Genomic DNA, 15,370 nt, shown 5'->3' with positions numbered 1-15,370 from the left:
CCACGACGTGCGCGAGTGGTCAGCCGACGTGCACGTGCTTGCGGGCGAACTCCAGTTGCAGGGCCGTCTGGGCGATGCGCTCGGCGACCACGAGCGAGCCGCGGATGGCGCCGTAGGTGTAGAGCTCGTGCTCGCGGCCGTGCTCGGCGAGCTTGGCCACGTACTTCTCGATCTGGCGCAGCGGGCAGCGGGTGTCGTTCTCGCCGGCGAGGATCAGCAGGGGGCTCTTGATCTGGTCCACGTACGTGATCGGCGAGCAGAACGCGTACCGCTCGGGCTGCTCGTCGGGGGAGCCGCCGAGCAGGGCGCGCTGGTAGGCGCGCAGGCTCTCGGCCTCGTCCTCGTAGCAGGTCTGGTGGCAGGCGATGGGCACCGCGGCGATGCCCGCGGCCCACAGGCCGGGCTGGACGCCCAGGCCGAGCAGCGAGAGGTAACCGCCCCAGGCGGTGCCGGCCAGGATCAGCCGGGCGGGGTCGATCGTGCCCCGGTCCACCAGCGCCTGGCGCACGGCGGCGATGTCGGCCAGCTCGATGTGCCCGACGTCGCCGTGCAGCGCGTCCCGCCAGGCGGAGCCGTAGCCGGTCGAGCCGCGGTAGTTGACGCGGACGACGGCGAAGCCCGCGTCGACCCAGGCCGCGACCTCGGGGGAGAAGGCGTCGCGGTCGTGGTCGGTCGGGCCGCCGTGCATGAGGAAGACCGCCGGGTGGGGCGCCGCGCCGGTCTCGGGCTTGGACACCAGCGCGTGGATGCGCCCGCCTGGCCCTTCGACGTCGAGGTCCTCGACGGGGACGCTCGGCGGCGCCGGCGGGCCGCCCGCGTTGAGCACGACCTGGCCGTTGCTCGACCGGATGACCGGCGGGCGCGAGCCGCTGGACCAGGAGTACTCGATGTGGCCGCCGGGCCGCGGCGCGGCCTCGTCGATCACGCCGTGCGGGGTGTCGATGAGGGTCAGGACGCCGCCCGCCAGGTCGTAGCGGTGCAGGTAGCTGCGGGCGCGGTGGTCGCGCACGATCAGCAGGCCGCGGCCGTCGTCGAACCACTCGGCGGCCAGGTCGCCGGGGTCCTTCAGCCAGATCTCGCGCTGCTCGTCGGTGACCGGGTCCCAGACCAGGGGCTCGTGGCGCTGGCGGCGCTCGTGCAGGGTCAGCAGGCGGCGGTCGCCGAGCACCGGGGCGAAGCGGAGGCCGTGCACGCCCTTGTCGGGGCCGTCGTAGAGCTCGCCGACGGTCTCGCCGTGCTGGTCGACGACGCGCAGCGCCGGACGCCGGAAGTCGCCGTACTCGCCGTGGTTGATGGCGATGAGGGAGCCGTCGAGGGACATGTCGGTCACCCAGGCGGCCTCGGCGTGCTCGTACAGCAGCTCGGCCGGCGCGCCGGGGCGTACCAGATGGATCCGGAACGTGCCCTCGCTGGCCAGGCTGATGGCGGCCAGGCCGGTCGCCGACAGCGCGATGCCGCCCGGCTGGCCCGGCGGCAGGCCGGGCGCGGCCGGCTCGCTCGGACCGCCCGCGAACGGCTGGCGCCACCAGGTGCCGAACTCGTCGCCGTCGGTGTCGGCGAACCAGTAGATCCACTGTCCCGCCGGGTCGATCGCCGCGTACGCGGTGCCCTTGGGCCGGTCGGTGACCTGGCGCACGGCGCCGGTCGCCCGGTCCCAGGCGTAGACCTCCCACGTCCCGGTGGCGTTGGAGCGGTAGATGGAGCGGTTCGGGGCCTGGCGGGCCCAGGCCGGCAGCGTCATGCGCGACGCGCGGAACCTGGCCTGCCAGCGTTCCTCCGCCTTCATCCGGCGCGCCCCCTCCCATCGATGGCCCACGCCCTCTGGGTGCGGGATGCCGTCCAGTATTGCGCCTGAGTCGGGGAAATACTCGGGGAATGTGGGGGAATTTCGGACTAAATGCCCCATCAGTAACACCAGTCGCAGATGCCCGTCAAGGAACAGGTCTTGAACGGGGCTCAGGCTCGAAGATAGACAGATGAAACGCGGCTCTGACCGTAACTTTCTTCTGGCCATTCTTGGCATGCCGGCTGAAATAACCGGATATGCGGGCGGCCAGCTCGGCGGAATCAGTGTGCCACGCGCTCGGGCCCATTCCCACGACCTGGACCAGCTCGTCCGGTCCGAGCTCCATGTCGAACTCGATCGCGCGCCGCCCGGTCCGGGCGAACCCCTGCATGCTGCGGGCGACCCGGAGATCCTTCTCCTCGTCCACCGAGAGCAGCCCCAGCTCCCCGACCAGCGGGCTCAGGTGCGCCGCCGCCGGGGTCGCGACGACCGCGGCCCCTCCAGGGCGCAGGATCCGCCGGAACTCGGGCCCGTTCCTGGGCGCGAACACATCGATCACCACATCGGCCACCCCATGCCGGATCGGGAGCGGCCGCCACACGTCCGCCACGAACGCCCCCAGCCTCGGATGCGCCCGCGCCGCCCGCCGTACGGCGTGCTTGGAGACGTCGAACGCCATCCCGATGCCATCGTCCACCGCATTGAGCACGGCCGCCAGGTAGTGCCCGGTGCCCGTGCCGGCGTCGACGATCAGCGGTGCGACCCTGCCCGCCGCGCCGAGACCTTCGACGGTCACCGGCCCACCTTGCGGACCGGCCTCCACTCCCGCCCCACCGTACGCTCCCGGCCCGGTTTCGTCATTCGATTCAGTAGAAGATTCACGTTTTTCTCCGGCCGCCACCCGTACGCGTACGGTTTCCGCCAGCGCCTGCGCCAGCGGGGCATAGTGCCCGGCCGCCAGGAACTCGGCCCGCGCGGCCACCATCGCGGCGCTGTCGGCGGTGCCGGGCGGGCGTGACCCGGTGAGCAGGCTGACGTACCCCTGCTTGGCCACGTCGAAGGAGTGCCCCCGCGCGCACCGCAATGCGCCCTCGGCGAGCTCCACGTCCGCGTGGCAGACGGGGCAGATCAGGTGTTCGACGATGTCGGCCAGCATGCGCCCATTCTCCAGCGGCCTCACGCCGCCGCGCGCAGCGCCTCCAGCAGGAACGCGGCGTTGGACGGCGTCGCGCGCAGCTTGCCGACGAGCGTCTCCAGGGCCTGCTGCCGGTCCAGCCCGGCCAGCGTGCGGCGCAGCCGCCAGATCACCTGCCGCTCCTGCGGGTGCAGCAGCAGCTCCTCGCGCCTGGTGCCGGAGGCCTCCAGGTCGACCGCCGGGAACAGGCGTCGCTCGGCCAGGTCGCGGGCGAGGTGGAGCTCCATGTTGCCGGTGCCCTTGAACTCCTCGTACAGGCTGTTGTCCATGCGGGAGCCGGTGTCCACGAGGGCGCTGGCGAGGATGGTCAGCGAGCCGCCGCCCTCGACGTTGCGGGCCGCGCCGAAGAAGCGTTTGGGCGGGTAGAGGGCGCGGGCGTCGATGCCGCCGGTGAGCACCCGGCCGCCGCCGGGCGCGAGGTTGTTGTAGGCCCGGCCGAGCCGGGTCAGCGAGTCGAGTAGCAGCACGACGTCGCGGCCGCCCTCCACCAGGCGCTTGGCGCGTTCGAGGGCCAGCTCCGCGACGGCGGCGTGGTCGCGGTCGGGGTGGTCGAAGGTGGAGGCGAAGATCTCCCCCTGGACGGAGGCCCGCATCTCGGTCACCTCCTCGGGCCGCTCGCCCACGAGCACGACGATGAGGTGCACCTCGGGATGGTTGCGGGTGACCGCGGCGGCCAGCGCCTGCAGCACCATCGTCTTGCCGGCCTTGGGCGGCGCCACGATGAGACCGCGCTGTCCCTTGCCGATGGGCGCGACCAGGTCGATGACCCGGGTGCTGAGCGACCCGGTCTCGATGACCAGCCGCTCGTCCGGGTGGACGGGCGTCAGCTCCTCGAAGCGCGGCCGGTCCCGCCACTCGGCCAGGCCGTTGACGGACTGGACGCCGGCCAGCTTGTTCCCGGCCACGGTGGCCACGACGCGGTCGCCGCGCCGCAGCCCGAGCTGCCTGACCCGCTCGGGCGGCACGCGTACGTCGCCCGGCCCGGGAAGGTGTTCCGCGCGGATGAAGGCGGACTTCTCCTGTACGTCGAGGAGGCCGCTCACCTGCCCTGCGGGCGTTTCCGCGCGCTGTTGCGGAATGGTGTGAACAGACATGATGAGCCCCTTTGGGGGAGATGCGCCGACCGGAGATCGGCGAGTGCGATGAAGAAGCCGGGCCCGGAGAAACCTGGGCGGGGCTGGAGCAGAACCAGCGGAGCGGAAGCTCAACGCTTGTGGGGAAGATACCACACGTTCCGCCCCATCAAACGCCTAGCCCTCTTGGACTATTCCCGGACGGTTCTGGTGTGTTCTGCCGCGTGTCCCGGCCCGTACGCGTGACAATGTTCTTCATCGCACCACGCCGTGAGGAAGACCCCCGGCCGGCGGTGCGGCGAAGGCACACAACCCCCATCAGCGCAGCGGCACCGTGTCAAGTGACATGCAGGACCCCTGCAACTCGGCGGGGGTTCCATGGACACATCCGAGCTCCTTGGGGGAACACCATGAACACCGTCCACTGCCCGCAGTGCCAGCACACGCTCGACGAGGGCCCGATCATGTACCGGTGCGCCCACTGCTGCCGCGCCGTCTACGCCGCCGACCTGGAGAACGAGTACGTTCCCCGGCAGCCCGTCGCCGCCTAACCTAGGCGGGATGAAGCACAGCCCCATCACCGTCTCCGGCGTCGAGGTGACGCCGCTCTGCGACGCGGTGGGCCCGATGGGCCCCGCGATCCGCCTCCCGCTCGCCGAGATGTTCCCCGGATCCGGTCCGGCGGACGATCCGTGGGTCCTGCACTTCCACTGCTACCTGCTGCGCGACGGCGCAGGCCGCCTCACCCTCGTCGACACCGGCATCGGCGGGGAGGACTCCCCGGCGGCCGGCTGGGCGCCCGTGCCCGGCGTCCTGACGGACGAGCTGGCGGCGGTGGGCGTCGCGCCCGCCGACATCGGCACCGTCGTCCTCACCCACCTGCACAGCGACCACGCGAGCGGCGCGGTCACAGGCGGCCGGCCGGTGTTCGAGAACGCGCGCCACGTGCTCCAGCGGGCCGAGGTGGACTCGGCCTCAGGAGCCATGTCCAACCTGCTGACCCCGCTCAAGGACCAGCTCCACGTCGTCGAGGGGCAGGCCGAGATCGCGCCGGGCATCCACGTCCGGCACACGCCCGGCCACACCCCCGGTCACCAGATCGCCAGGGTCGGCGACCTGGCCATCACCGGCGACCTCGTGCTCCACCCGGTGCAACTGGCCGACCCGGGCATCCACTACGCCTACGACGACGACCAGGAGACGGCCGCGCGCACGCGCACCGAGGTCCTGGCGGCGTTGCGGGCCGAGCGGGCGACGATCGCCACCGCGCACTTCAGCGAGCCGTTCATGCGTCTTTGATCCGTTACGGCACCATTGGCTGTCATGAAGATTCGTGTTGTGGCCGGGATCGCCCTCGGCGCCGCGCTGCTGGCCCCCGCCCCTGCGTCGGCGGCCACCGCGCCCGAGCTCTCGGGCGCCGCCGTCTACGCCGACGACGGCCACCGGCTCGCCCGCTACGAAGGCGGTGAGTGGAGCACTCTCGCCAAGATCGGCGCGCTGCCGCAGTTCGCCGTCTCGCCGGACGGCAGGAAGGCCGCCTGGGTGACCGACGGCGGCGACCTCCAGGTCAAGGACGGCGCCAAGACCGTCACCGCGGCCACGAAGCTCCAGGGCGGCACGCCGTGCCTGACCCCCGTCTGGTCGCCCGACTCGACGCAGGTCGCCTACGTCGGCAAGGGCGAGACCGTCATGGCGGTCAAGGCCGACGGCACCGGCGGGCGCAGGCTCGGCACGTCCAAGGGCGTGTGCCATCTGGCGTGGGCGGCGGGCGGCCGTTACCTCGCGGGCTACACCGGCGAGGCCGACGCCGTCTACCGGCTCGACGTCAGGACAGGGAAGGCCGCCAGGGCCAAGGGCGTCCAGCTCGTCACCCACGTGCAGAGCCTGTCGCCGAACGGCCGCAACGCGGTCGTCGCGGTCCCGGCCGATCCCGCCGCGCTCGGCGACGGGACCTGGCCGGCGGCCTTCAAGCCCGCCGTGGTCGACCTGGTGACGGGCCGGAAGCTCACCCCGGCCGTCAAGGGCCGGCTGATCGGCGCGTTCTACCTGGCCGACGGGCGGCTGGTGGTCCGCGTGGCGGGCGGCGCGCACAACACGCTGGTCGTGCTGGACGCGGCGGGCAAGGAGAGCCAGCGGATCGAGGAACCGGCCAGGGCCAGGACCCAGGCGCTGCTGCAGGTGCTGCCGTAACGTTGGCCCGGTGAACGATTTCTGGTCCACCGTCAACCGGGTCGTCACCGGAGCCGCGGCCTACATCACCGACGAGCGGGGCCGGGCCCTGCTCGTCAAGCCCAACTACCGCGACCACTGGTCCTTCCCCGGCGGCATCATCGACGCGGGGGAGCACCCGGCGCAGGCGTGCGCCAGGGAGGTCGCCGAGGAGCTCGGCCTGGTGCTGGAGGTCGGCCGGCTGCTCGCCGTGAGCTGGGTCGACGGCCTGGCGTACGTGCCGTACGCGATGGTCAACTTCATGTTCGACTGTGGCGAGCTGCCGTCGGGCACGGTGATCACCTTGCAGGCCGAGGAGCTGGACGACCACGGGTTCTACACCCACGAGGAGGCCGCCCGCCTGCTGCCCGCCCACGGCCACCGGCGGCTGCTGGCGGCCGCGCGGGCGCGGGCCTCGGGCGGGACGGCCTACCTAGCTCCCGGCGAGGACCGGCTGGTCGGCGAGGAGGGCTGAGGGCAGGAAGACCATCGCGGTCAGGCCGCCGTAGGGCGAGGGCGCGAGGGTGACCTTGATGTCGTGCCGGGCGGCCAGCCGGCCGACCACGAACAGGCCCAGCCGGTCGCTCTGCGCCAGGTCGAACTCCGGCATCTTGGCCAGCCGGTCGTTGAGCTCGTCCAGCTCGACGCGGGGCAGGCCGAGGCCGCGGTCCTCGATCTCGATCATCAGGCCGTTCGGGGTGCTCGAACTGCGCACGTCCACCCTGGTCTGCGGGGGTGAGAAGAGGGTGGCGTTCTCGACCAGCTCGGCCAGCAGGTGGGCCACGTCCGTGACGGTCGCGCCGAGCAGGGCGGTCTGCGGCGGCGGCAGGATCTCGACGCGTTCGTACTCCTCGACCTCGGCGACGGCCGCGCGCAGCACGTCGAGGATGGCCACCGGGTTGCGCCAGCCGCGCCCGGGGGCCTGGTCGGACAGGATGATCAGGCTCTCCGCGTGCCTGCGCATGCGGGTGGTGAGGTGGTCCAGCTTGAACAGGTCGGCCAGCAGGTCGGGCTCCTCGGTGGCCCGCTCCATGCTGTCGAGCTGGAGCAGCTGGCGGTGCAGCAGCGACTGGTTGCGCCGGGCCAGGTTCACGAAGACCTGGCTGACGCCGTGCCGCAGCCTGGCCTGGTCGACGGCGGCCTCCACGGCCGTGGACTGCACGTGGTTGAAGGCCCGCACGATGTCGGCGACCTCGGAGGTCTCCGTCCTGACCTCCAGCGGCGCGACCTCGGCGGCCGTGGGCGGGCGGGTGTTCGTGCGCAGCCGCTCGATCAGCCCGGTCAGCCGCACCTCGGCCAGTTCGGTGGCCGCGTCGCGCAGCCCGGCCAGCTCGCGGACCAGCCGCCGGCGGAAGCGCAGCGACAGCAGGATCGAGGCGAGCACGGCGAGCAGGCCCACGCCGCCGGCCACGCCGATCTTGATCAGGATGCTCTCGGCGGCCGGCGTCACCCGGGCCACGATGCCCTCCACGGCCTGGCCCTGGTCGCGTTCGAGCACCGCCCACAGGTTCTGGCCGTCCACCTCCCAGGTGGCGGCGGTGGCGGGCAGGCCGTTCATCGCGGCCTGGCCCCGGATGGCGTCCTCGGCGTCGAGGAACTCCTTGTAGACGGGTGAGGTGGCCAGCTGCGCGTACGGGCCGCGCAGGCCGCCGTCCAGGTGCGAGAGCGCCTGCGCGTACAGCAGCCGCCGGGTCGCCACCATCCCGGTGAACGCCTCCCGCTCGACGGCCTCGACCCGCCCTCTGGCCAGCACCACGACGATCATCGCGCGCTCGCGCGAGACCAGGTCCTTGGCCTCGCCGAGCATGGTGACCGCCCGCGCCTGCCGGTACAGCGACATGTCGGGCACCAGCACCATCGCGTCGTACATGCGGAAGGAGGCGTCCACGATCTGGCTGTAGCCGTCGATCACGGCCAGCGGCGCGACCGTGCCGCCGTCCACCTCGGCGCGGATGCCGGACAGCAGGTCGAGCTTGGCGTTGAGGACGTCGAGCTGCGTGCGCATCTCGGGCGACATCCCGCGCTGGTCCTTGGCCAGCTTGCGGAAGGCCGCCACCGCCCGGTCGGTCTGCCCGCGCTGCCTGGCCAGCTTGTCCGCGCCGCGGTGGGTGGCCAGGAACTCGACCGAGGCCAGCCGCTCGTCCTGGAGCTCGGCGTTGATCCGCTCCGACGGCGTGGCCAGGTTCGAGGCCAGCTTGTTGATCTCCAGCAGGCGAAGGCCGTCGCCGCCGGTCAGGCCCGCCGCGAACGCCCACAGCCCGACCAGGGACAGCAGCGGCACGAGCAGGAGGATCAGGAGCTTCAGAGCAATGGGACGGCCACGCGTGGGGGGCATGCGACCTCCGGGTGCATGATGAGATCGCCTCGCAGATTACACCCCCCTTTGGAAGGATTTCTGTGCGTCTTCCGCGTTCCGCCGCCGGTTGGACCATCGGCGTCTTCGGCGTGCTCGCCTTCGCACTCGGGCTCGTCGGGCTGCTGTCGCCGGACTCCCTGCTGGTCCTGCTGGGTTTCGAGGTGCTCGACGTACGCCCGTCCGGCGACTACACGCTGGTCTACATGGCGGCTTCGTCGATGGCGGCGGTGAACATGGGGGTCTATTACGTTTTCGCGGCATCCGCCGACTACACGCCGTTCTTCCGGTGGACCGTGCCGTTCCGGCTGGTGACGTTCGCGGTGTTCACGACGCTGGTGCTGACGAGGGCGGCGCCGGGCGAGTTCTTCGGCGTGGGGCTCTGGGAAGGCGTGGGAGCGCTGGTCACGGGGTTCGCGCTCTGGCGCGAGGGCAAGCTGCTGCCCTCGCGCCCATGAGCTCACGGCCTGGTGTCGTCGGGGCGGCCGCCGGCCACCAGCCGGTCGCCGTCCACCGGTTCGTGCGCGGCCCGCTCGCTCGCGACCCGTTCGTGCGCGACGCGGCCGTCCGTTCCGCCGTCCGTCACGCCGTCGTGCGCGGCGCGGTTGCGGTCGCGTTCGAGCCGCCGTTCGAGGTCGCGCTTCTCGTCCTCCAGGCGGGAGACCCGGTCGGACGCCTCGGCGCGGACGGCCCGCAGCCTGCGGCGCTTCCTGGCGGTCCTGCGCGACCCGGCGCCGATCAGCCAGATCCCCGCCAGCAGGGCGGCCGCGACGACCGCTCCGGCGAGGAACATCTGGACGTGGTCGAGCTGGTAGGTGTTGCCGAACAGGATGTACCTGGAGCTCTCCTCCGTCACCACCAAGGCGACGGCGCCGCCGGCGAGCAGGACCAGGATCAGACCCAATAAGACCATCCGAACTCACCCCTTGTCGTCTGAGCGCGTTTCTTCTGCCCTGACGGAGACGGGGTATGCGCATGATGGCGGGTATGAGACCCGAGCCCGGCCAGGTGCTGCACTTCTCCGAGGACCCGACCATCGAGCGGTTCGTGCCCCAGGTCGCGGTGACGTCCTCGCTCGGCGAGCCGTACGTGTGGGCGGTCGGCCACGACCGCTGCCCCGACCACTGGTTCCCGCGCGCCTGCCCGCGGGCGATGGCCTGGCGCGGGCCGGACACCACCGACGAGGACGTGGCCAGGATCGCCGGCGTGGGCTGCGGCGACCGCGTGCACGCCGTCGAGTACGCCTGGCTCAAGGCCATCATGGACGTCCGCCTGTACGCCTACCGCCTGCCCGCGGCCGGGTTCGCGCCGATCGGCGACCCGCCGCACGCCGTGGTGTCGCGGGAGCCGGTCGTCCCGATCGGCCCGCCCGAGCCGGTGGGCGACCTGTTCGAGCTGCACGAGCAGGCCGGCATCCAGCTGCGCGTGCTGGACAACCTGTGGCCGTTCTGGCACGAGGTGACCGGCAGCAGCATGGAGTTCAGCGGGATCAGGCTGCGGAACGCGCGTCGATGAGCGCGGTCAGCTCGGCCACCGGCATCGAGGCGGGCGGCAGCTTCTCGCGGGCGACCCGGTTGGCCTCGCGGCGCAGCACTTCGTTGACCGGCGTGGGCACGCCGTGCTCGCGGCCGAGCAGGACGATCTCGCCGTTGAGGTAGTCGGCCTCGATCGAGCCGCTGCCCCTGGCCAGGCTCTGCCAGGACGATCCGCCGCCCCGCCGGACGCCTTCGATCGGCACGACGTCCACCTGGTGGCCGCGGACCCGGCGCTCGTCCTCGGCGGTGGAGTAGGGGATGCCCGCGTGCTCGAACACGCCGACGGCCTCGGCGCGGGCCCGGTCGGCGAGCTCGGCCATGCCGTCGGCGTGCCCGACGAGGGCTTCGACGGCGTTGCCGAGGTTGTTGAGCAGCTTGCCGTGCTTCCAGCGCATGACGTCGGGGGTGGCGCGGGCGAGCAGCCCGTGTTTGCCGAGGTCGTCGGCGATTCGCCCGGCGAGGTCGTCCACACCCTGAGGGTAGCGCCCGACGTGCAGCAGGCCCGAGTACGGCCGGCCGTGGGCGGCCACGACGCCGGGTTCGAGGTGCTGGGACGGCAGCCACACGCACATGCCGTAGACCCGCTCGGACCTGCGCAGGACGGTGCGCTCGTTGGCCACGCCGTTCTGCGCGCACACGACCGGCAGATCCGTCGGCCAGGGATCGAGGGCGGCCAGGGTGTCCTGGGACTTGGTGGCCAGGATCAGCACGTCGTCGTCGCGGGTGGGGATCGGGCCGGAGGCCGCGGGGATGCGCAGGGTCTCGTCGGAATCGGGGGTGATCAGGCGGAGTCCGTCACGCTTGAGCGCCTCGTGGTGCGCGCCTCTCGCGACGAGCACGACCTCGTGCCCGCCCTGGTGGAGGCGGGCGCCGATGGTGCCGCCGACTGCTCCTGCTCCGATCACTATGTAGCGCATTGTCCGAGAATGTCACTTCCTACTTCGCGAGCGCCACCTCGGTCTGCGGCATCAGGGCGGTCCCGCGCGTACGCTCGCGCATGATCGTCTTCAGTACGCGCCAGCCGTCGCGCACCGCGTGCAGGTTGCTCGCGCCGTGGATCCGGGAGCGCTCGTGGCTGGGCACCTCGTGGATGACCAGGCCGGCCTGGGCGGCCCGGACGTTCATGAGGGTCTCGATCTCGAAGCCGTCGCAGTCGAGCTCCATGACGTCCAGGTGGTCGCGCCAGAAGGCGTTGTAGCCGTAGCACAGGTCGGTGAAGCGGGTGCCGTACAGCATGTTGGTCAGGCCGGTGAGGAACTTGTTGCCCAGCGACCGGATGGGGCTGAGGTCGTCGGAGCCGCCGCCGGGGGCGTACCGGGAGCCCTTGGCGAAGTCGGCGCCGTCGATGAGGGTCTCGACGAACGAGCGGATCTCCTTGCCGTCGGTGGAGCCGTCGGCGTCGATCATGACGATGATGTCGCCCCGGGCGGCCTGGAAGCCCTCGATGAGGGCGTTGCCCTTGCCGCGCCGGCTCTGCACGACGACCCGGAGGTCGGGGCGCAGCCTGCGCGCGACGGCGACGGTGTCGTCGGTCGAGTTGCCGTCGACCAGGATCACCTCGTCGATCCAGTCGGGCAGCGTGGCGAAGACGTGGGGAAGGTTCTCGGCTTCGTTCATCGCGGGGACGATGACACTGACACTGGCGGCGAAGGGCTGCTTGTTCATGGGTACAAGGTGCACCTGCACACATGCAGCCCACTTGACACTGCCTTGCAGTGATCCTACTTATATGCGATCTCCGCCGACCAATGCCTCGTCCGCCCGCGCGAGGATCTCCTCGACGGTCTCTGCGGGGGACTGGGCGGAGGTGTCCAGCCACAGGCCGATGCGCGGCGTTTCGGCCCGCAGGGCGGCGTCGAGCTGGGCGATCGTCCAGGCGCCGTAGCCGGTCTTGGCGCGTTCGCGCTCGCGGCGCTCGACGGCGGCGGCGTCGGGGGCGAGCACGACCACCCGGAGCGGACGGGTGCGGATCCACCCGGTGAACCGCTCCAAGTCCTCTCCAAGGACCACATCTTGCACAATTGCTGTAAATCCGGCTTCGAAATACAAGTCCGCCGTTTGGGCCGCGAGCCGGTAGCGCAGCTGCAACTGGCGCACCGCCTCCTCCTCCGACCCGGGCGTCATCTCGGCCCGGCCGCCCACGACCATGCGGCGGAAGGCGTCGCCCCGGACGTGGGCCGACCGCGGCAGGCGCTCGGCCAGCGCCTGGGCGACCGTGGACTTGCCGGCGGCCGAGATCCCGGTGACCAGGACGACGCCGTTCACCCGCGGCCGCCCCTCACCCGCCGACCAGCTTCCGCACCCGGTCCGCGCCCACCGCCATGAGCAGCGTGGGCAGCCGCGGCCCGGTGTCGCGGCCCACCAGCAGCCGGTAGAGCAGGACGAAGAACGAGCGCTGGGCCGCCTTCAGCTCCGGCGTGGGCTTGGCGTCGGCGTCGAGGCCCGCCTGGAGCTTCGGCACGCCGTAGACCAGGCTGGTGAGACCGTCGAGCGTCCAGTCGTCGAGGCCGTCGGCCAGCAGCCGCAACGACTCGCGCTCGGTCTGGCCGAGGGAGTCGAGCAGGTCCTGGTCGGGCGTCTCGCGCACGTGGGTGCGCTGGTCGGCGGGCAGGTGGTCGGCCACCCAGCGCTGCGCCCGGTCGAGCCGGGGGCGGGCCTGGTCGAGCCGGTCGACGGCGTCGAGGTCGCGCAGGATGCGCAGCGCCTGCTCGTCGTGGCCGGTGGTGATGTCGAGGATCGAGGCCAGCGTGCGGTAGGGCACCGGGACCGGCGTGGCCGGCAGCGGCCCGGCGGCGGTGCCCACGGCGCGGGCGTGGGCGGCCAGCTCGGCGGGCTGGGCCTGGCCGGAGTCGACCTTGCGGGCCAGGGCGTCCCACTCGTCGTAGAGGCGCTGGATCTCCTGGTCGAAGGCGATCTTGAAGGACTGGGCGGGCTTGCGGCGGGCGTACAGCCAGCGCAGCACGGGCGCCTCCATGATCCCCAGCGCGTCGGCCGGGGTCGGCACGTCGCCCTTGGAGCTGCTCATCTTGGCCATGCCGGTGATGCCGACGAAGGCGTACATCGGGCCGATCGGCTGCTCGCCGCCGAACACCTCGCCGACGATCTGGCCGCCGACGACCCAGGCCGAGCCGGGGGAGTGGTGGTCGACGCCCGACGGCTCGAAGACCACGTCCTCGTACGCCCACCGCATCGGCCAGTCGACCTTCCACACCAGCTTGCCGCGGTCGTGCTCGGCCAGGCGCACGGTCTCGCCGAACCCGCACTCGCAGGTGTAGGCCAGCTCGCTCGTCTCGTCGTCGTACGCGGTGACCTTCGTGAGGTCGCGCTCGCACAGCTCGCAGTACGGCTTGTACGGGAAGTAGTCGGCCACCTCCCGGCCGCCGTCCTTGGTCCGGTACGCCGCCAGGATCGCGTCGATCCGCGACCGCTCGCGCACGGCCAGCAGGATCTGCTCCCGGTAGACGCCCGAGGTGTACTGCTCGGTCTGGCTGATGCCCCGGTAGTCGACGCCCAGCTCGGCCAGCGCGGCGGTCATCGGCGCCTTGAAGTGCTCGGCCCAGTTGGCGTGCGGGCTGCCCGGCGGGGCGGGCACCGAGGTCAGCGGTTTGCCGATGTGCTCGGCCCAGGACGGGTCGACGCCCGCGGGCACCCTGCGGAAACGGTCGTAGTCGTCCCAGGACAGCAGGTGGACGCAGTCGAGGCCGCGCCGCCTGATCTCGTCGGCGACGAGGTGGGGGGTCATGACCTCGCGCAGGTTGCCCAGGTGGATGGGGCCCGAGGGGCTGAGCCCGGAGGCGCAGACGATCGGTTTGCCCGGGGCACGACGCTCCGCCTCGGAGATCACCTCGTCCGCGAACCTGGAGACCCAGTCGGCCTCTGCACTTTCCACCATTGAGCCATTGTCGCGGCTCGCCCGGGTCATACGCGAACCGGCCGAAAATCCGGTGCGTCGCCGGCGAGCCCTGCAGTAGCCTCCCGCGCATGACGCCACCCCGTGTACGTCCGCCCTTCGTGGCCGACGAACGTACCCAGCTCGTCGGCTGGCTGGACATGCAGCGCTCGATCGTCCACTGGAAGTGCGAGGGGTTGTCCGAGGCCGACGCCCACCGGCCGGTCCTGCCGACCTCGCCCCTGATGACGGTGGCCGGTCTGGTCGCCCACATGCGCTGGACCGAGCACTGCTGGTTCGAGGTGCTCTTCCTGGGCGGCAGCGCCGAGGGCAACCCGCAGTTCCTGGAGGAGCCCGAAGACGCCGACATGCTGGTCGAGGGCGTCACGCTGGCTCAGCTCCTCGACGACTACGCCAAGCAGTGCGAGCGCTCCAACGAGATCGTCGCCGCCCACTCGCTCGACGACGTCGGCAAGCACCCCGACTTCCGGTCGGCGGCGTCCTCGCTGCGCTGGGTGCTGATCCACATGGTCGAGGAGACCGCCAGGCACGCCGGCCACCTCGACATCGTCAGAGAGCTGGTCGACGGGAACAAGGGCTACTACTGACCCGTCACACGCCCAGCACGTCCGCCGGGTCGGCGACGATCCGCTGGATGATCAGCCCGGCCGCCCCCAGCACCGCCGCGTCGGCGCCGTTGGCCGAGACGACCAGGGCGGGCGGCGTGCCGCGCATCTGCCCCAGCCGGGCCGCCAGCACGTCCCGGGCCGGGGTCTCCAGCCACGGGAACAGCGGGGCGAAGACGCCGCCGAGCACGATCCGGCCGGGGTCCATCAGGTGCACGGCCGACGTGAGCGCCACCCCGAGCGCCTCCCCGGCCCGCGCGCAGGCGGCCAGCGCGCGCCGGTCGCCCGCGGCCAGCGCGTCGGCCAGGGCGGCGACCGAGTCCAGGTCGCCGAGCAGGGCGTCCTGGCCCGCGTACACCTCCAGGCAGCCGCGGCCGCCGCAGCGGCAGGCGGGGCCGTCGGGGGTCACGACGACATGGCCCAGCTCGCCGGCCAGCCCGTACGTCCCCCGGAACACGGTCCCGTCCACGACCAGGCCGGCGCCGACGCCGATCTCGCCGGAGACGTAGAGGAAGTCCGTCGCCCGCGAGCCGAACCACAACTCGCCCAGCGCCGCCAGGTTCGCCTCGTTGTCGACCGCGCACGGCAGGTCGAGCAGGTCGGCCACCCGTACGTCCCGCCAGCCCAGGTGGGGGGCGTTGCGCAGCAGGCCGTCCTCGACCGTGCCGGGCACGGCCAGGGCGGCGCCGATGATCCGCAGCCCGG

At 72.1% G+C, this 15,370-nt stretch carries 17 protein-coding genes; 7 read left to right on the top strand and 10 right to left on the bottom strand.

The genetic code is table 11. From position 1 onward, the window contains the following. Positions 1-19 precede the first annotated feature (19 nt). From ACWCSD_RS08900 to rho, 3 genes are all read right to left on the bottom strand, one after another. The gene (locus ACWCSD_RS08900) at positions 20-1,786 is read right to left on the bottom strand and encodes a S9 family peptidase (RefSeq protein WP_358290594.1); all 1,767 of its coding nucleotides are present in this window, start codon (positions 1,784-1,786) and stop codon (positions 20-22) included. Between the two features lie 145 nt (positions 1,787-1,931). Beyond that, the gene (locus tag ACWCSD_RS08895) at positions 1,932-2,942 is read right to left on the bottom strand and encodes a putative RNA methyltransferase (RefSeq protein ID WP_449913781.1); all 1,011 of its coding nucleotides are present in this window, start codon (positions 2,940-2,942) and stop codon (positions 1,932-1,934) included. A gap of 20 nt (positions 2,943-2,962) precedes the next feature. Next, positions 2,963-4,075, bottom strand: a complete 1,113-nt coding sequence (gene rho / locus ACWCSD_RS08890) for a transcription termination factor Rho (RefSeq protein ID WP_449913780.1) — start codon at positions 4,073-4,075, stop codon at positions 2,963-2,965. Positions 4,076-4,464: 389 nt separating this feature from the next. Here rho and ACWCSD_RS08885 point away from each other — a divergent pair, with 389 nt between their 5' ends. Genes ACWCSD_RS08885 through ACWCSD_RS08870 form a run of 4 tightly spaced genes read left to right on the top strand, consistent with a single transcriptional unit; the run spans position 4,465 to position 6,737 of the window. Then, positions 4,465-4,605 (top strand): hypothetical protein, encoded by a 141-nt coding sequence (locus tag ACWCSD_RS08885; RefSeq protein ID WP_352321299.1) that lies wholly within the window; start codon positions 4,465-4,467, stop codon positions 4,603-4,605. A 10-nt stretch (positions 4,606-4,615) separates the two neighbouring features. Next, entirely contained in the window at positions 4,616-5,353 is a 738-nt protein-coding gene (locus ACWCSD_RS08880; protein WP_449913778.1) for an MBL fold metallo-hydrolase, read from the top strand. A 24-nt stretch (positions 5,354-5,377) separates the two neighbouring features. Next, positions 5,378-6,244: a TolB family protein gene (locus tag ACWCSD_RS08875; RefSeq protein WP_449913776.1), complete on the top strand. Its 867-nt coding sequence runs from the start codon at positions 5,378-5,380 to the stop codon at positions 6,242-6,244. A gap of 10 nt (positions 6,245-6,254) precedes the next feature. Then, on the top strand, positions 6,255-6,737 hold the full coding sequence (locus ACWCSD_RS08870; protein WP_449913774.1) for an NUDIX domain-containing protein: 483 nt from the start codon (positions 6,255-6,257) through the stop codon (positions 6,735-6,737). On the opposite strand, the gene ACWCSD_RS08865 is transcribed toward ACWCSD_RS08870, so the two are convergent. After that, positions 6,696-8,597: a sensor histidine kinase gene (locus ACWCSD_RS08865; protein WP_449913773.1), complete on the bottom strand. Its 1,902-nt coding sequence runs from the start codon at positions 8,595-8,597 to the stop codon at positions 6,696-6,698. The two genes, ACWCSD_RS08870 and ACWCSD_RS08865, sit on opposite strands and share 42 nt — an antisense overlap. A gap of 62 nt (positions 8,598-8,659) precedes the next feature. Between ACWCSD_RS08865 and ACWCSD_RS08860 the strand changes: the two genes are divergently transcribed. Continuing rightward, on the top strand, positions 8,660-9,073 hold the full coding sequence (locus tag ACWCSD_RS08860) for a hypothetical protein (RefSeq protein ID WP_397154776.1): 414 nt from the start codon (positions 8,660-8,662) through the stop codon (positions 9,071-9,073). Positions 9,074-9,075: 2 nt separating this feature from the next. On the opposite strand, the gene ACWCSD_RS08855 is transcribed toward ACWCSD_RS08860, so the two are convergent. Next, complete coding sequence (locus tag ACWCSD_RS08855) at positions 9,076-9,528, bottom strand: hypothetical protein (RefSeq protein WP_397154774.1); 453 nt, start codon at positions 9,526-9,528, stop codon at positions 9,076-9,078. Positions 9,529-9,602: 74 nt separating this feature from the next. Here ACWCSD_RS08855 and ACWCSD_RS08850 point away from each other — a divergent pair, with 74 nt between their 5' ends. Beyond that, a complete protein-coding gene (locus ACWCSD_RS08850; protein WP_449913771.1) occupies positions 9,603-10,130 on the top strand; it encodes a DUF6886 family protein in 528 nt (175 codons plus the stop codon). On the opposite strand, the gene ACWCSD_RS08845 is transcribed toward ACWCSD_RS08850, so the two are convergent. Genes ACWCSD_RS08845 through lysS form a run of 4 tightly spaced genes read right to left on the bottom strand, consistent with a single transcriptional unit; the run spans position 10,105 to position 14,042 of the window. After that, the gene (locus ACWCSD_RS08845; RefSeq protein ID WP_449913769.1) at positions 10,105-11,067 is read right to left on the bottom strand and encodes a ketopantoate reductase family protein; all 963 of its coding nucleotides are present in this window, start codon (positions 11,065-11,067) and stop codon (positions 10,105-10,107) included. The genes ACWCSD_RS08850 and ACWCSD_RS08845 overlap by 26 nt on opposite strands. Positions 11,068-11,086: 19 nt before the next feature. Continuing rightward, a complete protein-coding gene (locus ACWCSD_RS08840) occupies positions 11,087-11,815 on the bottom strand; it encodes a glycosyltransferase family 2 protein (RefSeq protein ID WP_352321313.1) in 729 nt (242 codons plus the stop codon). 60 nt (positions 11,816-11,875) lie between these two features. Further along, complete coding sequence (locus ACWCSD_RS08835) at positions 11,876-12,415, bottom strand: AAA family ATPase (RefSeq protein WP_397154769.1); 540 nt, start codon at positions 12,413-12,415, stop codon at positions 11,876-11,878. 13 nt (positions 12,416-12,428) lie between these two features. Further along, positions 12,429-14,042 carry a lysine--tRNA ligase gene (gene lysS / locus ACWCSD_RS08830; protein WP_449913768.1) on the bottom strand — a complete coding sequence of 538 codons (1,614 nt, stop codon included), beginning with the start codon at positions 14,040-14,042 and terminating at the stop codon, positions 12,429-12,431. 89 nt (positions 14,043-14,131) lie between these two features. Between lysS and ACWCSD_RS08825 the strand changes: the two genes are divergently transcribed. Further along, positions 14,132-14,647, top strand: coding sequence for a DinB family protein (locus ACWCSD_RS08825; RefSeq protein WP_358006890.1), 516 nt, complete (start codon positions 14,132-14,134; stop codon positions 14,645-14,647). 4 nt (positions 14,648-14,651) lie between these two features. Here the strand turns inward: ACWCSD_RS08825 and ACWCSD_RS08820 are convergent. Further along, positions 14,652-15,370 (bottom strand): ROK family protein (locus tag ACWCSD_RS08820; RefSeq protein WP_449913766.1); only part of this gene is annotated, 719 nt, incomplete at its 5' end.

It is taken from the genome of Nonomuraea sp. NPDC001684 (assembly GCF_053596515.1).
The sequence above is the reverse complement of the archived record's forward strand: the minus strand, read 5'-3'. Positions and strand labels throughout refer to the sequence as shown.